The organism is Streptomyces caelestis (assembly GCF_001279005.1).
In the GTDB taxonomy this organism is placed as follows: domain Bacteria; phylum Actinomycetota; class Actinomycetes; order Streptomycetales; family Streptomycetaceae; genus Streptomyces; species Streptomyces heliomycini.
Genome location: NZ_LGCN01000212.1, coordinates 63,501 through 79,810, shown reverse-complemented (window position 1 = coordinate 79,810; position 16,310 = coordinate 63,501). Strand labels below are relative to the sequence as shown.

The 16,310-nt window shown below is 75.7% G+C and carries 11 protein-coding genes; 4 read left to right on the top strand and 7 right to left on the bottom strand.

Annotated elements, in window-relative coordinates:
* The first annotated feature begins 122 nt into the window (after positions 1 to 122).
* The 3 genes from ettA to ADK41_RS25120 are packed head-to-tail and all read left to right on the top strand — an operon-like array spanning position 123 to position 2,876.
* Positions 123 to 1,787: an energy-dependent translational throttle protein EttA gene (ettA, locus tag ADK41_RS25130; protein ID WP_030818568.1), complete on the top strand. Its 1,665-nt coding sequence runs from the start codon at positions 123 to 125 to the stop codon at positions 1,785 to 1,787.
* A gap of 4 nt (positions 1,788 to 1,791) precedes the next feature.
* Positions 1,792 to 2,214 carry an acyl-CoA thioesterase gene (locus tag ADK41_RS25125; RefSeq protein WP_030818566.1) on the top strand — a complete coding sequence of 141 codons (423 nt, stop codon included), beginning with the start codon at positions 1,792 to 1,794 and terminating at the stop codon, positions 2,212 to 2,214.
* Positions 2,211 to 2,876: a hypothetical protein gene (locus ADK41_RS25120; RefSeq protein ID WP_030818564.1), complete on the top strand. Its 666-nt coding sequence runs from the start codon at positions 2,211 to 2,213 to the stop codon at positions 2,874 to 2,876. The genes ADK41_RS25125 and ADK41_RS25120 overlap by 4 nt, the downstream gene beginning before the upstream one ends.
* Before the next feature lie 11 nt (positions 2,877 to 2,887).
* On the opposite strand, the gene ADK41_RS25115 is transcribed toward ADK41_RS25120, so the two are convergent.
* From ADK41_RS25115 to ADK41_RS25100, 4 genes are all read right to left on the bottom strand, one after another.
* Positions 2,888 to 3,856 (bottom strand): ABC transporter ATP-binding protein, encoded by a 969-nt coding sequence (locus tag ADK41_RS25115; RefSeq protein ID WP_030818562.1) that lies wholly within the window; start codon positions 3,854 to 3,856, stop codon positions 2,888 to 2,890.
* A 91-nt stretch (positions 3,857 to 3,947) separates the two neighbouring features.
* Entirely contained in the window at positions 3,948 to 6,701 is a 2,754-nt protein-coding gene (locus tag ADK41_RS25110; protein ID WP_063756457.1) for an FtsX-like permease family protein, read from the bottom strand.
* 7 nt (positions 6,702 to 6,708) lie between these two features.
* Positions 6,709 to 9,993: an FtsX-like permease family protein gene (locus ADK41_RS25105; protein WP_030818558.1), complete on the bottom strand. Its 3,285-nt coding sequence runs from the start codon at positions 9,991 to 9,993 to the stop codon at positions 6,709 to 6,711.
* 167 nt (positions 9,994 to 10,160) lie between these two features.
* Positions 10,161 to 10,574, bottom strand: coding sequence for a globin (locus tag ADK41_RS25100; RefSeq protein ID WP_030818556.1), 414 nt, complete (start codon positions 10,572 to 10,574; stop codon positions 10,161 to 10,163).
* Positions 10,575 to 10,630: 56 nt separating this feature from the next.
* Here ADK41_RS25100 and ADK41_RS25095 point away from each other — a divergent pair, with 56 nt between their 5' ends.
* Positions 10,631 to 11,593 carry a methyltransferase domain-containing protein gene (locus ADK41_RS25095; RefSeq protein WP_030818554.1) on the top strand — a complete coding sequence of 321 codons (963 nt, stop codon included), beginning with the start codon at positions 10,631 to 10,633 and terminating at the stop codon, positions 11,591 to 11,593.
* 8 nt (positions 11,594 to 11,601) lie between these two features.
* On the opposite strand, the gene ADK41_RS39710 is transcribed toward ADK41_RS25095, so the two are convergent.
* The 3 genes from ADK41_RS39710 to ADK41_RS25075 all read right to left on the bottom strand — a co-directional run bounded on the left by ADK41_RS39710 (position 11,602) and on the right by ADK41_RS25075 (position 16,307).
* Complete coding sequence (locus tag ADK41_RS39710; protein WP_037803116.1) at positions 11,602 to 13,203, bottom strand: FHA domain-containing protein; 1,602 nt, start codon at positions 13,201 to 13,203, stop codon at positions 11,602 to 11,604.
* Positions 13,204 to 13,285: 82 nt separating this feature from the next.
* Positions 13,286 to 14,635, bottom strand: a complete 1,350-nt coding sequence (locus ADK41_RS25080) for a vWA domain-containing protein (protein WP_030818548.1) — start codon at positions 14,633 to 14,635, stop codon at positions 13,286 to 13,288.
* 112 nt (positions 14,636 to 14,747) lie between these two features.
* Positions 14,748 to 16,307: a PP2C family serine/threonine-protein phosphatase gene (locus ADK41_RS25075; RefSeq protein WP_030818546.1), complete on the bottom strand. Its 1,560-nt coding sequence runs from the start codon at positions 16,305 to 16,307 to the stop codon at positions 14,748 to 14,750.
* Between the last annotated feature and the right edge of the window lie 3 nt (positions 16,308 to 16,310).

The following is a 16,310-nucleotide window of genomic DNA, read 5'->3' as shown; positions in this document are numbered from 1 at the left end:
GCCATCCGGGAAAGGCCGGGTCGGGGTCCCCGGACCGGACGCGTTTCCGCGCAGGGGCGGCCGTACGGCAAGATGGGGTGTATCTGCCCACTGCCAGATTTCAAGCTGCCGGACGGTTTCTCTTGGCTGAGTACATCTACACCATGCGCAAGGCGCGCAAAGCGCACGGCGACAAGGTGATCCTCGACGACGTCACCCTGAGCTTCCTGCCGGGGGCGAAGATCGGTGTCGTCGGTCCGAACGGCGCCGGTAAGTCGACGGTTCTGAAGATCATGGCGGGGCTGGAACAGCCGTCGAACGGTGACGCTTTCCTCACCCCCGGTTACACCGTGGGCATCCTGCTCCAGGAGCCCCCGCTGAACGAGGACAAGACCGTCCTGGAGAACGTCCAGGAGGGCGTCGCCGAGGTCAAGGGCAAGCTCGACCGGTTCAACGAGATCGCCGAGCAGATGGCGACCGAGTACACCGACGCGCTCATGGACGAGATGGGCAAGCTGCAGGAGCAGCTCGACCACGCCAACGCCTGGGACCTCGACGCCCAGCTGGAGCAGGCCATGGACGCCCTGGGCTGCCCGCCCGGCGACTGGCCGGTCGCCAACCTCTCCGGTGGCGAGAAGCGCCGCGTGGCGCTGTGCAAGCTGCTCCTCGAGGCCCCCGACCTGCTGCTGCTCGACGAGCCCACCAACCACCTCGACGCCGAGTCGGTGAACTGGCTGGAGCAGCACCTCGCCAAGTACGAGGGCACCGTCGTGGCCGTCACCCACGACCGGTACTTCCTGGACAACGTCGCCGGGTGGATCTGCGAGGTCGACCGCGGCCGGCTGCACGGTTACGAGGGCAACTACTCCAAGTACCTGGAGACCAAGGCCACCCGCCTCAAGGTCGAGGGCCAGAAGGACGCCAAGCGGCAGAAGCGGCTCAAGGACGAGCTCGAGTGGGTGCGGTCCAACGCCAAGGGGCGGCAGGCCAAGTCCAAGGCGCGTCTGGCCCGCTACGAGGAGATGGCGGCCGAGGCCGACAAGATGCGGAAGCTGGACTTCGAGGAGATCCAGATCCCGCCGGGCCCGCGCCTGGGCAACGTGGTCGTCGAGGTCGACAACCTCAGCAAGGCCTTCGGCGAGAAGGTGCTCATCGACGGCCTCAGCTTCACGCTGCCGCGCAACGGCATCGTCGGGGTCATCGGACCGAACGGCGCCGGCAAGACCACGCTGTTCAAGATGATCCAGGGGATCGAGGAGCCCGACTCCGGGTCCATCAAGGTCGGCGAGACCGTCAAGATCTCGTACGTCGACCAGAGCCGGGAGAACATCGACCCGAAGAAGACGCTGTGGGCCGTCGTCTCCGACGAGCTCGACTACATCAACGTCGGCCAGGTCGAGATGCCCTCGCGGGCCTACGTCTCCGCCTTCGGGTTCAAGGGGCCGGACCAGCAGAAGCCGGCCGGGGTGCTCTCCGGCGGTGAGCGCAACCGGCTGAACCTCGCGCTCACCCTCAAGCAGGGCGGCAACCTGCTGCTCCTCGACGAGCCGACCAACGACCTCGACGTCGAGACCCTCGGCAGCCTCGAGAACGCCCTCCTCGAGTTCCCCGGGTGCGCCGTGGTCGTCTCCCACGACCGGTGGTTCCTGGACCGGGTCGCCACGCACATCCTCGCCTACGAGGGCGACTCCAAGTGGTTCTGGTTCGAGGGCAACTTCGAGTCGTACGAGAAGAACAAGGTCGAGCGGCTCGGCCCGGACGCCGCGCGTCCGCACCGCGCCACCTACAAGAAGCTGACCCGGGGCTGATCTCTTGCGGCACATCTACCGCTGCCCGCTGCGCTGGGCGGACATGGACGCGTACGGCCACGTCAACAACGTGGTCTTCCTCCGCTACCTGGAGGAAGCCCGTATCGACTTCCTGTTCCGCCCGGAGAAGGACTTCCAGCAGGGGTCCGTGGTGGCGCGCCACGAGATCGACTACAAGCGGCAGCTCGTCCACCGGCACCACCCGGTCGACATCGAGCTGTGGGTCACCGAGATCAGGGCCGCCTCCTTCACCCTCGCCTACGAGGTGAAGGACGACGACCTCGTCTACGTCCGCGCGTCGACGGTGATCGTGCCGTTCGACTTCGAGGCGCAGCGTCCGCGCCGCATCACCGAGGAGGAGCGCGAGTTCCTCCAGGAGTACACGGACGACACCGCCGACGAAGAGGAGGAGGCCGTCGCCGCATGACGGTGCTCCACCTCGCCGACGAGGGGGAGGCCGCGGATCTCGCGGCCTTCCTCTCCCGGCTGCTGCGCTACGACCGTTCCGCCGCGGTGCGGTTGCAGGCGGCCGGCACGGCGCTCGCCGTCTTCGGCCGGCCCCCCTCCTTCGAGGTGCTCGCCGTCCGCGCCGCACGGCTGGCGAAGCCGTACGAGAACGGGCTGGACGTCACGCTGGACGTGACCGTGTCCGCCGGTGAGCTGCTGGAGTCGGTGGACGAGTCCGCCGCCACGGCCGCCGTGCCGGGCGCGGTGACCGGGCCGCCGTGGGCCGGGGTGCTGCCGCCGCGCGGCGGCTGGCGGGCCGAGCCCGGACTGCCTGCGCCCGAGGAGCTGCGCGGGCTCGTCGCCGCGTCGGTCGCGGAGTTCCGCTCCCGTACGGAGGAACTGGCGCCCGAGCGGCGCACGCGGGCCGAGCTCGACCGGATCGGGCGGGAGATCTGGTCCCGCACGGTCGCGGAGACCGGGCTTCCGGTGCGGGCGGTGCACGCCGCCCAGTCGCTGGGGTTCCTGCGGGGCGGCGAACAGGGACTGTTCTCCTCCGGGCCGTGGCTCCGGCTGCGCACGCCGTACGGGTCGGTCGCGGTGCGCCGGGCGGGGCTCGGGGCACTGGGCCTCAGCGTGGGCTGAGACCTCCGCGCTCACCGCCCTTCGCTGTCGTCCGGGCGGACGGCGATGTGGTCGGGTTCCAGTTCCAGCGCGACGCGGTCACGCATGCGCAGCGCCTTCGTGTACTCGGCCGGCAGCTGGAGGCGTCCGGCGCGGTCGAGCATGGCGTACTCGCGGGCGACGACGGTCTCGTGACCGGTGGCCGCGTCGACCTCGCTGCGGCGCAGCACCTCGGTGGAGGTGCGGCCGTCGCGGATGGCGACCGTGCGGCGGACCTCGCCCGCCACCGCCTGGTCGTGGGTGACGATCACGACGGTCGTGCCGAGCCGTTCGTTCGCGGTGCGGAACGCGGTGAAGATCTGCTCCGCGGTGTGCGAGTCGAGTTCGCCGGTGGGCTCGTCGGCGAGCAGCACCGACGGATCGTTCGAGAGGGCCACGGCGATGGCGACGCGCTGCTGCTGGCCGCCGGACATCTCGTGCGGGCGGCGGCCCCGGCAGTCGGCGACCTCCAGCAGCTCCAGCAGTTCCAGCGCGCGTGCGGCGTCGGCCCGGCGTGCGGACCGGGACCGGCCGCGGCGGCCGGCGAGCCGCATCGGCAGGGTGACGTTCTGCGCCGCGGTCAGATAGGGCAGCAGGTTGCGGGAGGTCTGCTGCCAGACGAAGCCGACGACCTCACGGCGGTAGGCGAGGCGGTCCCCGGCGGTCATCGTGAGCAGGTCGCGGCCGGCCACGCGGGCCGCGCCGGCCGTGGGGGCGTCCAGGCCGGCCAGGATGTTCATCAGGGTCGACTTGCCGCTGCCGGACGCGCCCACGAGCGCCATCAACTCGCCCTCGCGCACCAGGAGGTCGAGCCCCTGGAGCGCCTGCACCTCCACCCCGTCCGCGGTGAAGACGCGGACCAGCCGGTCGCAGGTGATGAGCGCGTCATGGCCGTAGGCCGGGCGGTCGCGGTCGGCGGTGACGCGGTCGGCCAGCTCGGCGAGCGTGGGGTTCGAGGTCATCGGGGCCTCCTGGAAGGGAGTCGATCGGTCGCGGCCGCGGGCGTCCGGTACGCGGCGGGGCCTTCGGGTGCTCGTCCTGCGCCGTCCGGTCTCACCGGGCGTCCCCCGCTCTCAGCTCCCGCACCGCCCCCGCGCGCCCCGTCCACCAGGCCTGTGTCACCGCGACCCCGACGGTCAGCACCACGACCGCCAGAGCCGGTACCAGCAGCGACACCGGATCGGTGCGCAGCACCGCCCGCCCCGCCGGCGACGCGGTGGCGGGCAGGGCGACGGCGGTCAGGTCGATGCCGGGGGCGAGCAGCCGGACGGTGGCCCATGCGGTGAGGACCCCGCCCAGCGCGGCGAGCAGCGCCTGCGGCAGGGACTCGAGGACGAGCAGACGGCGTCCCTGGGCGCGGGTGAGGCCCATCGTGCGCAGCCGGGCGAGCAGCGCCGCCCGTTCGGGGGCCGCGCGCACCAGCGTCAGCAGCAGCGCGAGGACGGCGTAGCCGGCGCCCGCCGCCACCGCCGCCGCGTACACGCGCTCGGCGCCGGACTGGAGGGGCGAGTCGACGTAGCCGGCGCGTTCCTCGGCGCGGAGCTGGACCGGGGCCGCGCCGCCCGCCGCCGCGCGCAGCGCGGCCCCGTCCGGGCGGTCGCCGGTCACCAGCAGCAGGGTCGTCCGCGCGGACCGGGCGGAGAGCCCCGACCGGTCCACGACCAGGAACTCCCTGCCGACGACCGCGGGGGTCCGCTCGCGCACCAGCGCGATCCGCACGGTGACGGAACTGCCGTCCTCCATGCGGACGGGGAAGGGCCGGGCGCCGTGGCGCTCGGCGACCCCGGGCGAGGCCAGGGCGGGCAGCGCCTTCGACGTCCCGGACGCCTCGAGCGCCTTCCGGTCGAAGGCGCCGATCCCGGTGTGCCGGGTGAGGGCGGCGTACCCGGCCGGGTCGACGCCGGCCACCGGCACCGTCCGCTCGTCGCTCCCGGGCCGGGCGAACCTGACGACGCCCAGGGCGGTGACCTCCCGTACGCCGGGTGCGCGGCGGACTTGGTCGGGCAGGTCGGACGGCAGGGGGGTGGACGACTCGATCCGGGCGTCGGCGCCGACGGTGAGCACGGCCGCGCGCTCCCGGGCGTCGGCCACCCCGGTGAGCACGGACCCGCCGAAGGCGGCGGTGGTCAGCGCGGTCAGCAGCCCCAGCAGGGGCAGTACCGGGGAGCCGGAGGCGCGGCCCGCGCGGGCCAGGGACAGATGGCCGACCGCGCCCCGCAGCCGCCTCGCCGGGCGGGCCAGCCCGCGCAACGGCAGCGGGTACAGCCGTACCAGCACGAAGGCGGCGATCGTCCCCACCAGCACCGGCGCCAGGGAGACCAGGTGGTCGCCGGAGTCCGTCGTCCCGTCCGCCGTCCCGTCCGACGTGCCGCGCGTGCGCAGCGCCACCACGGCGCCCACCGCCAGCACGAGCAGGGTGACCTCGACGACCGTGCGGCGCCGGGACGTGCGTGCCGAGGCGACGTCCTCGCGGGCGCCGTGCACGCGTACGGACCGGTGTGCGGCGAGGGCCCGCAGGGGCAGGGCCAGGCAGCCGAGGAGGGCGACGGCGCCCGCGGCGGCCACGGCGTACCCCGGCCGGGCGTCGCGGACCGCGAGGTGGGCGGCCGCCAGGCCGAGGGCGGCCGCGGGCACGGCGACCACCGCCGTCTCGGCGAGCAGCCGGCCGGCGACGCCGCGCAGGGACCCGCCGCGGGCGCGCAGCAGCGTGAGCTCGCCGCGGCGCCGGTCCGCGGCCAGTCCGCCCGCCATCAGCAGGACCACGGCGGCGACCGTGCCGGTGCCGAGGGCGGCGACGGAGACCACCGGGCCGATGGCGGAACGCAGCGTGGTGTACTCGGCGAGCACGTCGTCCAGCTCGGTGCGCGCGACGACGTCGGACGAGGTGGCCGCGCGCACCCGCTGGAGGGCCGGACCGGACTCCAGGGTCGCGACGGCGGACCGCAGGCGGGGCGCGTCGTAGCCGTGCAGGGCGGTGACGGCCGGGGCCAGCTGCCAGTAGCGCCAGGGCTCCGCGGCGGTGCCGAGCAGCGCCGGGGCGGCGTCCGGCGGGAGCAGCACCGACCCCAGCCAGTACTGCCGGAGATCCGGGTCGCCGGGCAGGACGGTCAGGCCCGGGGTGCGCAGCAGGGGGTCGGTGGACCAGTACGCGCCGCGGGGCTCGCGCGGCTCGACGATGCCGGTGATCCGGATCCTGAGCGGCGGACGCTCCACGCCGGGGACGTCCAGGACGGACCCCACCTCGATGTCCAGGTCCCTGGCCGTGTCGGCGGTGACGGCCCCCTCGACGCTCTCCGTCGCCGCGGTGACGGCGCCCGGGGCCTCGGGCAGCCGGCCCTCGAGCGGGCGGGAGTGGTCGCCGAGCCCGCTCTGCGCGACGAACGTGAGCCGCGGGGGCAGGCCGTCCGGCCGGGGCAGCCACGGCTCGTCCATCACCTGCTCCTGGGCGGTGCGCACCCCGTAGGAGGACTGGTCCGGGTCGACGGAGAGGGAACGCGGGGCCAGACGGAGGATCTCGGAGTGGTCCGCGCGCATCGCGTCCGCGCGGACGGCCGCCTCGCGTTCCCGCGGGGACAGGTCGGAGCCGGGCCGCGGGGCGACCAGCAGCACCGTGGTGCGGCCGGGTTCGGCCGACCGCAGGGCCCGGTGCAGGCCCGCGTCGCCGTACCGGTCGACGGCGCGCGGCAGCGCGGCGGCCAGGAACGCGGTCACCGCCACCAGCAGCGCCAGGGCCAGCGCGGCGCCGGGGGCGGTCCGTATGCGGGTGCGCACCCAGGGGGCGACCGCCCGCGGCCTCGGGGACCGCACGCTCACCTCACTCACCTCCCCGTTCCCGCAGCGACGTCACCGGGTCCGCGCGGCGCGCCGCCAGCACGACCGTGACCAGCAGCGGCGCCGCGGCCACGGCGGCCAGCAGGACGGCCACCCGCCCGGCCGGCAGCTCCACCAGCACCTGGGGCACCGGCCGGGAGGCCTCCGGGGTCAGCGTGATCAGCGGGATCACGGCCCGCGCCAGCACCGTGCCGAGCAGCGCCCCCACCGACAGCGCCAGACCGACCAGCACCCCGTGCTCGACGACCACCACGCGGGCCAGCCGCCGGCGTGACGCGCCCAGGGCGCGCAGCACCGCGAACTCGGCGGACCGTTCCCGCAGCGCCCCGGCCGCGCTCACCGCGAACCCGACCGCCGCCAGCGCCGCCGCGGCGAAGGCCGCCGCCGTGAACGCCGCCTCGGGGCCCGCGCCGAACGGGTCGTCGCGCAGCCGTGCGGCGATCTCGTCCCGCACCACCACCTGGGACGGCTCGACGTCGGGCCGGTCGCGCAGCGCCGCGGCCACCCGGGCCGAGGCGCCCGGAGCGGTCCGCAGCCACCACTCGGTGGGGAGGACGCTCTCACCGTGGCGGGCCTGGAGTACCCGGTTGACCGACCGCAGATCGAGCAGCAGGGCCCCGCCGTCACCCGTCCCCCCGGCCGACGCGGACGGCAGCTCCCGCACCGACCGGACGATCCGCACCGGCACGGTGGAACCGCCGACCGTCACGTCCACGCGCTGCCCCGTGCGGGCGCCGGTCGAGGCCAGGTAACGGTCGGTGGCCACACCGGCGACCTCGGACGTCCTCGGCTGCGACAGCTGCAGCCGGACGGTGAGCGGCGGGATCGCCCAGGCGCCGCCTCGCGGCACGTGGCCGGTGCCGTAGACGAAGGTCGGCGGGGAGCCGGCGGCCGGCCGCGGCCGGGTCGGGCCGGACCCGGCGCCGGAGGACGACGCCGTGCCGCCGATCCGCGAGGACGGGGCCCAGCCGGCGGAGCCGTCGGGCAGAGTCAGCGGCCGGGTCCGGCCGCCGGTGTCCGCGGCGGTCAGCGAGGCCACGGTGAAGCGGTGCTCCTCGGCCCGCCCGACCGGCTGGGGCAGGTCGAGCCGCAGTCCGGTCAGCGTCAGCGCGCCCGGGGGCGTCTCGGCGACGGCGGACAGGTCGAGGACGAGCGTGTGGATCCGGCCGTCGGCGGGGAGCCGGCCGAAGGTGAGCTTGTACGGCGTTCCGTGGCGGTCCTCCAGGACGGCCCTGACCTCGATCGCCGTGTGTGCCCCCGCACCCCGGACCCGGGCCGCCAGCGCCAGGCGCGCGGTGTCCGCCGGGACCCGCACGCCCACCGCCCCGCCCTTCGGCGCCAGGCCGTCCAGGAGCGCGTCCACCGGTGAGGAGGCCAGGTCGGGGCGGATCAGGACGGACCCGGCCGCGTGCGCGGTGTCCAGCGCCAGCACGGTCGCCGTCCGGTTGCCGGACAGCGTGACCGGCGCGCGGTACGCCGGAGCGGCCGCGCTCACGCCGGGGACGGCCGCGTAGGCCTGGGTGCGGCCCAGCCCGGCCTCCCCGGCGGCCAGCACCCGTACCGGGGCGCCGGCCCGGAAGTCCGCCTGGTCGTCCTGCGAGCGTTCCCAGGAGGAACCCTGGCCGATCGCCAGCGCGCCCAGCGCCACGGCGAGCACCAGCAGCAGCACCGGGCCCGCGCCGCGCGCCGGGCGGCGGCCGAGCTGCCAGCCCGCCAACGCCCCCGGCAGTCCGCGGCCGCGGACCGCCCGGCGCTCGGCCAGCCGCGCCACCGGTGGCAGCAGACGCAGCGTCAGCACCGTGCCGGCCAGCAGCGCCAGCGCCGGGGCCGTGACGAGCAGCGGATCGACGTCGAGGTCGCGGCCGACGACACCGGAGGGCCGGCGGCTGAGCTGCCAGTACGCGACGGCGGCCACCACCAGCAGTCCCAGGTCCGCGCCCGCGCGCACCGCACCGGGCAGGTGCCTGGCGCGGCCGGCCGCGAAGGAGGAGGTGAGCGCGGGAACCGTGACGGCCGACGCGCAGCCCAGGGCCACCCCCGCGGCCACCAGCCACACCGTGCCGCGTCCGGCGACCGTACCGACGGAGGTGTCCAGGTCCAGCCCGATCCGGTCCAGGGGGCCCCGTCCGGTGAGCAGTCCGGCGAGCGGGCCCGCCAGCAGCGGGGCGCAGGCCGCCGCGGGCACGGCCAGCAGCAGCGCCTCCAGCGCGGCGAGCCGGGCCGCCTGGGCCCGGGAACCGCCGCGCGCCCGCAGCAGCCGGGTCTCGGCCGCGCGTTCGGCGCTCAGCAGCCGGGCCGTCAGCAGCAGGGTGCAGCCGGCCAGGAGGACCAGTTGCAGGGCGACGACCAGCAGGGTCGAGCGGGAGACGAGCAGGGAGCGCTCGACCCCGTCCAGCACGGTGGGCAGCGCGCTCGTCGCCGTCGCCGTGCCGCCCGGCACCCCGTCCCCGGACAGGGCGGAGGCGCCGCGCCGCACCGCCTCGCGCAGCGCGTCGATCCGGTCCGTGCCCACCGTCGAGAAGTCGGCCGAGGCCAGCCAGCCCGTCGTACCGGCGCCGACCCGGCCGTCGGCGAGCGCCGAGGGGTGGGCGAGCAGGGGGCCGTACGTGGTGAAGTCGACCTCGACGACGCCGCGGCCCTTCAGATCGTCCAGCCGCCAGTAGGGCGCGAGGGGGTCCACCGGCCGGTACAGACCGGTGATCCGCACCTTCGCCGCCCGCCCGTCCAGCCGGTCGGTCAGGGTGAAGCGGGTGCCCGGTTCCAGGCCGAGGGCGCGGGCGGCGGTCTCCGGCAGGGCGGCCTCGACCGTCGTGCCGTCGGCCGCCCGGGGCATCCGCCCCTCGGTGATCCGCACCTGGGTGCGGTCCAGCGCCGCGAAGTGCGTCAGGCCGGGGTCGTCCGCACCGGCGCGCCCGTCCGGCGGGCGCAGGGAGCGGGGCAGGGCGTACGGGCCGGAGCGGGTCAGGGTGCGCAGGGTCACGGGGAGCCCGTCGAAGGCGTTCCCGGCGCCCTCGCGCACGGCGGCGTCGGCCGCGGCGCGACGGTCCGCGGGGACGTCGGCCTCGACGACGAGCGCGGTGTCGGCGGCGTCGCGCGGGTCCGTCAGGGCCCGGCGCAGGGCGGCGTCGCCGATCGACGCGGAGTAGGCCGTGAGGGCGGCCAGGACCGCCGTGGTCAGCAGGACCGTGAGCAGGGCGGCCGCGAGGAGCGGCCGATGGGCCCGTGCGCGGGCGAGGACGAACCTCGCCGACCCCCCTTCGGCCGCCACCCGCCCCCCCGTGGTTGTCCGGACCTCCGCGTGATGTTGTCAGAGGCGACCGGTCACGGGAAAGCGCTTGGAGTACGGGCTTGACCGGATTGTGACCGCATTCCGGCGACGCGTCTTCGGAATGCGGTCGGAACACTTCCTTCCGGCCCGGCCGGACACCGGGGAGGTCAGCCCTCGCTGTTGATCATCGACGCCGCCGCGTACGTCATGTACTTCCACAGGGTCTGTTCGTGTTCCTCGGACAGGCCCAGTTCGTCCACGGCGTCGCGCATGTGCTTCAGCCACGCGTCGTGCGCCGCCCGGTCGACCTTGAACGGGACGTGGCGCATCCGCAGCCGGGGGTGGCCGCGGTTCTGGCTGTACGTGGTCGGACCGCCCCAGTACTGCATGAGGAACAGCGTGAGCCGCTCCTCGGCCGGGCCCAGGTCCTCCTCGGGGTACATGGGCCGCAGCAGCGGGTCGTCGGCGACTCCCACGTAGAAACGGTGGACGAGCCGGCGGAAGGTCTCTTCCCCGCCGACCTGCTCGTAGAAGGTCTGCTCCTGAAGCGTGCCGCGCCGAATCTCTGTCACGCCGTCCATGGTCTCAGACGCGACGGCATAGGACCGGAGGCCTAGGACCGGCCTACCGTGGAGGCATGAGCGGGCAGGACGGTGAGCTGCGGGCCGCGCTCGTGCGCGAGATCGGGGCGAGCGGGGCGTTCGACGCCGACCCGGTGTGGCGGGAGGCGTTCGCCGCCGTGCCGCGCCACCTGTTCGTGCCGTCCTACTGGGTGGGCGTCGTCGGCGGCTACGAGCGCCGGTGGGGCGAGGACCCCGCTCCGCAGGCGCGCGAGCGGTGGCTGCGCGGCGCGTACGAGGACGCCCCGCTGGCGATCCGGCTGCGCGACGGCGAGCTGCTCTCCTCCAGCAGCCAGCCCTCCCTCATGGCGCTGATGCCGGCCGGCCTGGACCTCCGGGACGGACAGAGGGTCCTGGAGATCGGCACCGGCAGCGGCTACAACGCTGCCCTGCTCGCCCACCGGCTCGGCGACGACGACCTGGTCACCACGGTCGACCTCGACCCGGACCTCACCGAGTCGGCCCGCCGGCACCTCGACGCCGCCGGGCACCGTCCGGTCGTCGTCACCGGCGACGGCGCGCGCGGGGTACCCGCGCGCGCCCCCTTCGACCGGATCATCGCGACCTGCGCGCTGCCGGCCGTCCCGCGCGCCTGGCTCGCCCAGTGCCGCCCGGGCGGCCGGATCCTCGCCCCGTTCGCCACCGGCCTGGTCGCGCTCACCGTGCGCGACGCCGGGCACGCCGAGGGGCGCTTCCTGCACACGCCCGCCTACTTCGTCCCGCTGCGCGGCACGGAGCGGTCGTGGCGGGAACGGCCCGACCTGGAAGGGCTGCCGGCCGCGGCCCGGGGGAGCGATCTGTTCCGGTTCCTGCCGGCGCTGACCGCCGGCGCCCTCGGCCCGCGGGAGGCGTACGGCCTCTGGGAGCGCGAGGGCAGGCCGCAGCGCGAACGCTACGGCCTCACGGCCGACGCCGAGGGCGACCGGGCCTGGCTGGACGACCCCGGAGGGCCGCACGTCTGGCCGGTGCCCGCCGCCTAGGGCCGTGCTCAGCCCCGGTGGATGGTGATCGTCGTCCAGGCGCCCACGTGGACCCGGTCGCCGTCCTGGAGCGGAACCGGGACGAACGGCTGGATCGGCTCGTCCGAGCCGTTGACCGTCGTGCCGTTCGTCGAGTTCTGGTCGACGACCGCCCACGTGCCGTCCGGCTGCTGCACCAGCACCGCGTGCTGGTGGGAGACGCCCGGGTCCTCCGGCGGGGTCGACAGATCGATGTCGGGGGTGTCGCCGGTGGAGTGGCGGCGGCGCCCGATGGTGATCTGGTTGCCGGTGAGCGTGCGCTGCTGCTCGGGCGAGTACGCGGGCAGATTCAGGCCCGCGGCCTCGGGGCCGGAGCGCTGCATCATCGCCATGAAGTACTCGCGGTCCGGGCCGATGGTCGCGGTCCAGGTCGTCGGGCCCTGCGGCTGCCGGGGCTGCTGCGGGAAGCCGCCGGGTCCGGGCGGCGCCTGGGTCGCACCGGGCTGCGGGTAGCCGTAACCGCCGCGCCGACCGGGGCCGTTCGGACCGCCGGGGCCGGGGCCGGGGCCGGGGCCGGGGCCGGGGCCACCGGGGCCGTCGGCCGGCGGGGGGATCACCCAGTCGTCGTCAGCGCCGCCGAAGGGCGGTCCGCCCGGCTGAGGGCGGCCGGTCGTCTCCTGCGGGAACCCGGACGGGGCCGACGGCCCGGACCGGAACGCCTGCGGGCCGCCGGGGCCGTTCGGACCGCCAGGGCCGCCGGGGCCGCCGGGACCGCCGGGGCCGCCGGGGCCGCCGGGGCCGCCGGGACCGCCGGGACCGTTCGGTCCGCCAGGTCCGCCGAAGCCGCCGGGACCACCAGGTCCGCCAGGTCCGCCGAAGCCGCCGGGACCACCAGGTCCGCCAGGTCCGCCGGGGCCACCGGGACCGTTCGGGCCGCCGAAGCCACCGGGCCCGCCGAAGCCGCCGGGTCCACCAGGACCGTTCGGGCCGCCGGGGCCGTTCGGTCCTCCCGGGCCACCGAAGCCGCCGGGACCACTAGGTCCACCGGATCCGCCGGGCCCGTTCTGGCCGCCAGGTCCGCCGGGACCGTTCGGGCCGCCGAAGCCACCAGGACCACCAGGTCCGGGCGGGGGCGGTACGGGGCGCGAGGGGTCGCCGCCGAAGCCGGGCGGGCCCGGCGGGATCGGCTCGGCGGGACGGTTCATCTGCGAGGGACGCGAGCCCTGGTAGTCGTACGCGTCACCGCCGCCGTACGACGGTCCGCCGGGCGGCTGCTGGAAGGGACCACCCGGCCCCGGGCCGGGGGCCGGCGGACGCGGGGCGGCCGGGGTGTACGAGGTCGCCGTGTTCGTCAGGAAGTTCCACCGGCACTCCTCGCAGAACGGCGCCGCGCCCTCGCGCGGCGTACGGCACTGCGGGCACAGCTCCGTCCGGCCGCCACCGGGACCACCGCCGAAACCACCGGGGCCGCCAGGACCGCCGGCGGGGCCGCCGGGCGGCGGGAAGCCGTAGCCGCCGCCGGGTGCGGGCGGCGGGGGAGGAGGTGGGGGCACGGCACCCGCCATGCGGTGACCGCACACCTCGCACCAGTCGTCGGAACCCGACTGGTGTCCGTTCGGGCAGGTCGGCATGTCGGCGCTTCCCCCTCTCCTTGTCCGGCCGGTTCCGGCCGGTTTCTCCCACCCCGAGGGGTCGGGCTCGACTGCTTACGGATCACTTCTTCACACGAACGGTCTTCGTCGACCGAGTCTCGAGCGTCATCTCGTCGGCCTCCTCGACCTTCGTCTTCAGTCGCACAGTACCGGTCGCGGCATCGACCACGTCCACCACCTTCGCAAGCAGTTTCGCAGTATCCGCGTTGCCGGACGCGTTCGCGAGCTGGACGGCCCTGCCCAGTTTGGCCGTCGCTCCGCCGATATTCCCTTCTTTGCGCAGATCCAGACCCCGTCGGATGACTTCCGCCAGTTCCGCCTGCCCGGTGTAGTGGGCGACCTGGGGGTTGATCGCCGTCGAGGCGGCCACGTCGTCCGTCCACACGGCACGGACCAGACCCTGCGCCCCGAGGCCGCGCACGCCGCCGTCGGACGGCTGCGGGATCACCAGCGACACCCGGGCCGCCAGCATCTCCCGCCCGATGCCCGCGGACGGCACCTCGACGCAGACGTGATAGTCGCGGGACTCGTCCCCCCAGGAACCCAGCGGGTAGTCGCCCGCGCGCGGACCCGCCTCCGTGCGGCGGCCGGTCAGCTCCTCGACCGTCGGCGCGACCTGCTTGACGAACCTCACCGTCGTGCCGACCGGGGTCCACAGCCGCAGCGAGACGTCCGCGACCTCCTTGCCCATCGCCGTCTCCATCATCCGCGTGAAGTCGGCGGCGAGACCGGCCGGATCGGCGACGATGTCGGCGGTGCCGAGGAGGGCGGAGGCGACGGCTGTGACTTCTTTCACCTCCCAGTCGGTGCCCACACCGCGGGCGTCGCAGGTGAACCGCCCGGCGCAGGCGTCCAGGGCCGCCTTCAGGTCCTGCGGCGACTCGTGCTCGTTGCGGCCGTCGGTGAGCAGGATGCCGTGCCGGATCGCCACGTCCGCCGACGCCAGCAGCCGGTCGGCCAGCCGCAGCCAGGTGCCGATCGCCGTGCCGCCGCCCGCGCTCAGCTTCCGCAGCGCCTGCTTGGCCCGCTCCCGCGTGCCGACGCCGGCGACCGCCAGACGGCCGCCGCCCGGGTACACCTCCTCGGCCACGTGCGTGCCGCCGACCACCGCGAACTCCACGCCGTCGCGCAGGGCGTCGATCGCCGCGGCCGTCGCGTCGCGGGCGTTGCGCATCTTGGTCGGCGGGTAGTCCATCGAGCCCGAGCAGTCGACCATGAGGACCACCGCCGCCGACGGCCCCTCACCGGGCGAGTAGAGGTGGGGCGCCGCCACCGCGCCGCCGATGGTGCCGCCGCCGGTCGCGGTCACCGTGACGACGGCGTTGACCTCGCGTCCGCCCTCCGGCAGGTACTCGTTCTGGTACACGTCCACCGAGAACTGCGGCACGTTCGATTTCGAGAAATTGGCCATGCCTGGTTCGCTCCCCCTTGGCTGCCCCGGCGGCGCGGGGCGACGACGGATGACGGACCGGTCCCCTCCGGTCCGTCGAGGCTTCCCCGTGCGAGGCGTCCCGCAAGCGGCCTCAGGCCGATCCTGCCCCCTGCGGGACGGCCGGGAACGGCACGAGGGCCACTGTTACGTTGTCGTGGCCCCCGCCGTCGAGGGCGTGACCGACCAGCACCCGGGCGGCGTGCAGCGGCCGTACGGCCGCGTCCGCGGGCACGACCCCGGCCATCTCGTCGGCCGACTCCGCGTAGTTCCACAGGCCGTCCGTGCAGACCACGACCACACCGGGCCGGTCCGGCTTGAACGAGGCGGTGTGCGGCTCCAGTTCGTACGCGTCGGCGCCGAGCCAGCCGGTGATCGCGTGCGCGCGGTGGTCGGCGTACGCCTCGGCCTCGCCCATCAGGCCCGCGGCGACCATCTGGGCGGCCCACGAGTCGTCCTCGGTGAGCCGGGCCGCCGGGGCGGAGCGGTCGACCGGGACCCAGTAGACGCGGCTGTCGCCGACCCAGCCGACGACCAGCAGGCCGGCCGTCACCACGGCGCCGACGATCGTGCACGCCGGGGCGTTCTGGTGCGGGGCGTGCTCACGGGCCGCCTCGGGCTCGTCGGCCAGCGCGTTGACCGCGTCGGCGGCGGCGACGATCGCGTCGTGCATCGCCGCTTGCGGGTGCGTGCCGCGCGGCAGGGCCGCCAGCAGGGACTCGCCCGCCGCGCGGGAGGCGGCGAGCGACGCCTCGTCGGGGCGGGTCGCGGAGGAGACGCCGTCGCAGACGATCGCCACCGAGACGGGGGAGCCGTCGGGCAGCGCCGTGGCGCCGACGGTGAAGGCGTCCTCGTTGCGGTGGTGGCGCAGACCGCGGTCGCTGACCGCGGCCACGGGCCCGCATTCCTGTTCCATGTGGTCCCGTTCGCGTGGCTGGGCGTGGCCGCAGTTCTCGCAGTAGCCGTCGTCGTCGACCCGGCCCGCACGGCAGGCCACGCACACCGCCGCGTCGCCGTCGGCGGCCGGCCGTTGTTCGGCCGCCACCCGCGGGTCCGGCGCCTGGAGCGGGTACTCGTCGGGCTGCGCGGCCGGCCGGCCGACGGCAGCGGCCCCCTCCTCCGGCTGCGCACGCCGGTCGAAGCGCACCCCGGACGACGGCGCGGGGGCCGCCGCGGCCGGGGGAGGCGGTACGGCACCCTCCGCCGAGACCCCTGACCCGCGGGCGACTTCGGTCCGGGACGAGGGGGCGGGGGCGCCCTGGGCGGCGGGCGGCGGCACAGGGACGCCGGGTGCCGCAGGCGGAGGTGCGGGCGTCACCTGCTCGGCGGGCGGCGGCACTTGGGTGCCGGGCGGCGGTACGGGGGCACCCTGGGCCGGGGGCGGTGACACAGGGGCCGCGGGCGGTGGTACGGGGGCGCCCTGGGCCGGTGTTCCACGGCCGGCCGAGGCGTCGGGCACGGGAGAGCCGCCCGCGCCGGGCGGGGCCTGCGACGGCACCGAGCCGTTCAAGGCGATCGTCGGCTCGTCCCGCGGCCGCGCGGGGACCACGGACAGGTCGTATCCGCACGCACCGCAGAAACGGTCACCCGACTCGAGGGGTTCCTCGCAGCTCGGGCACTTCGTCAGAGCGGCCTGCTGAGGCATCTGCGACATCAA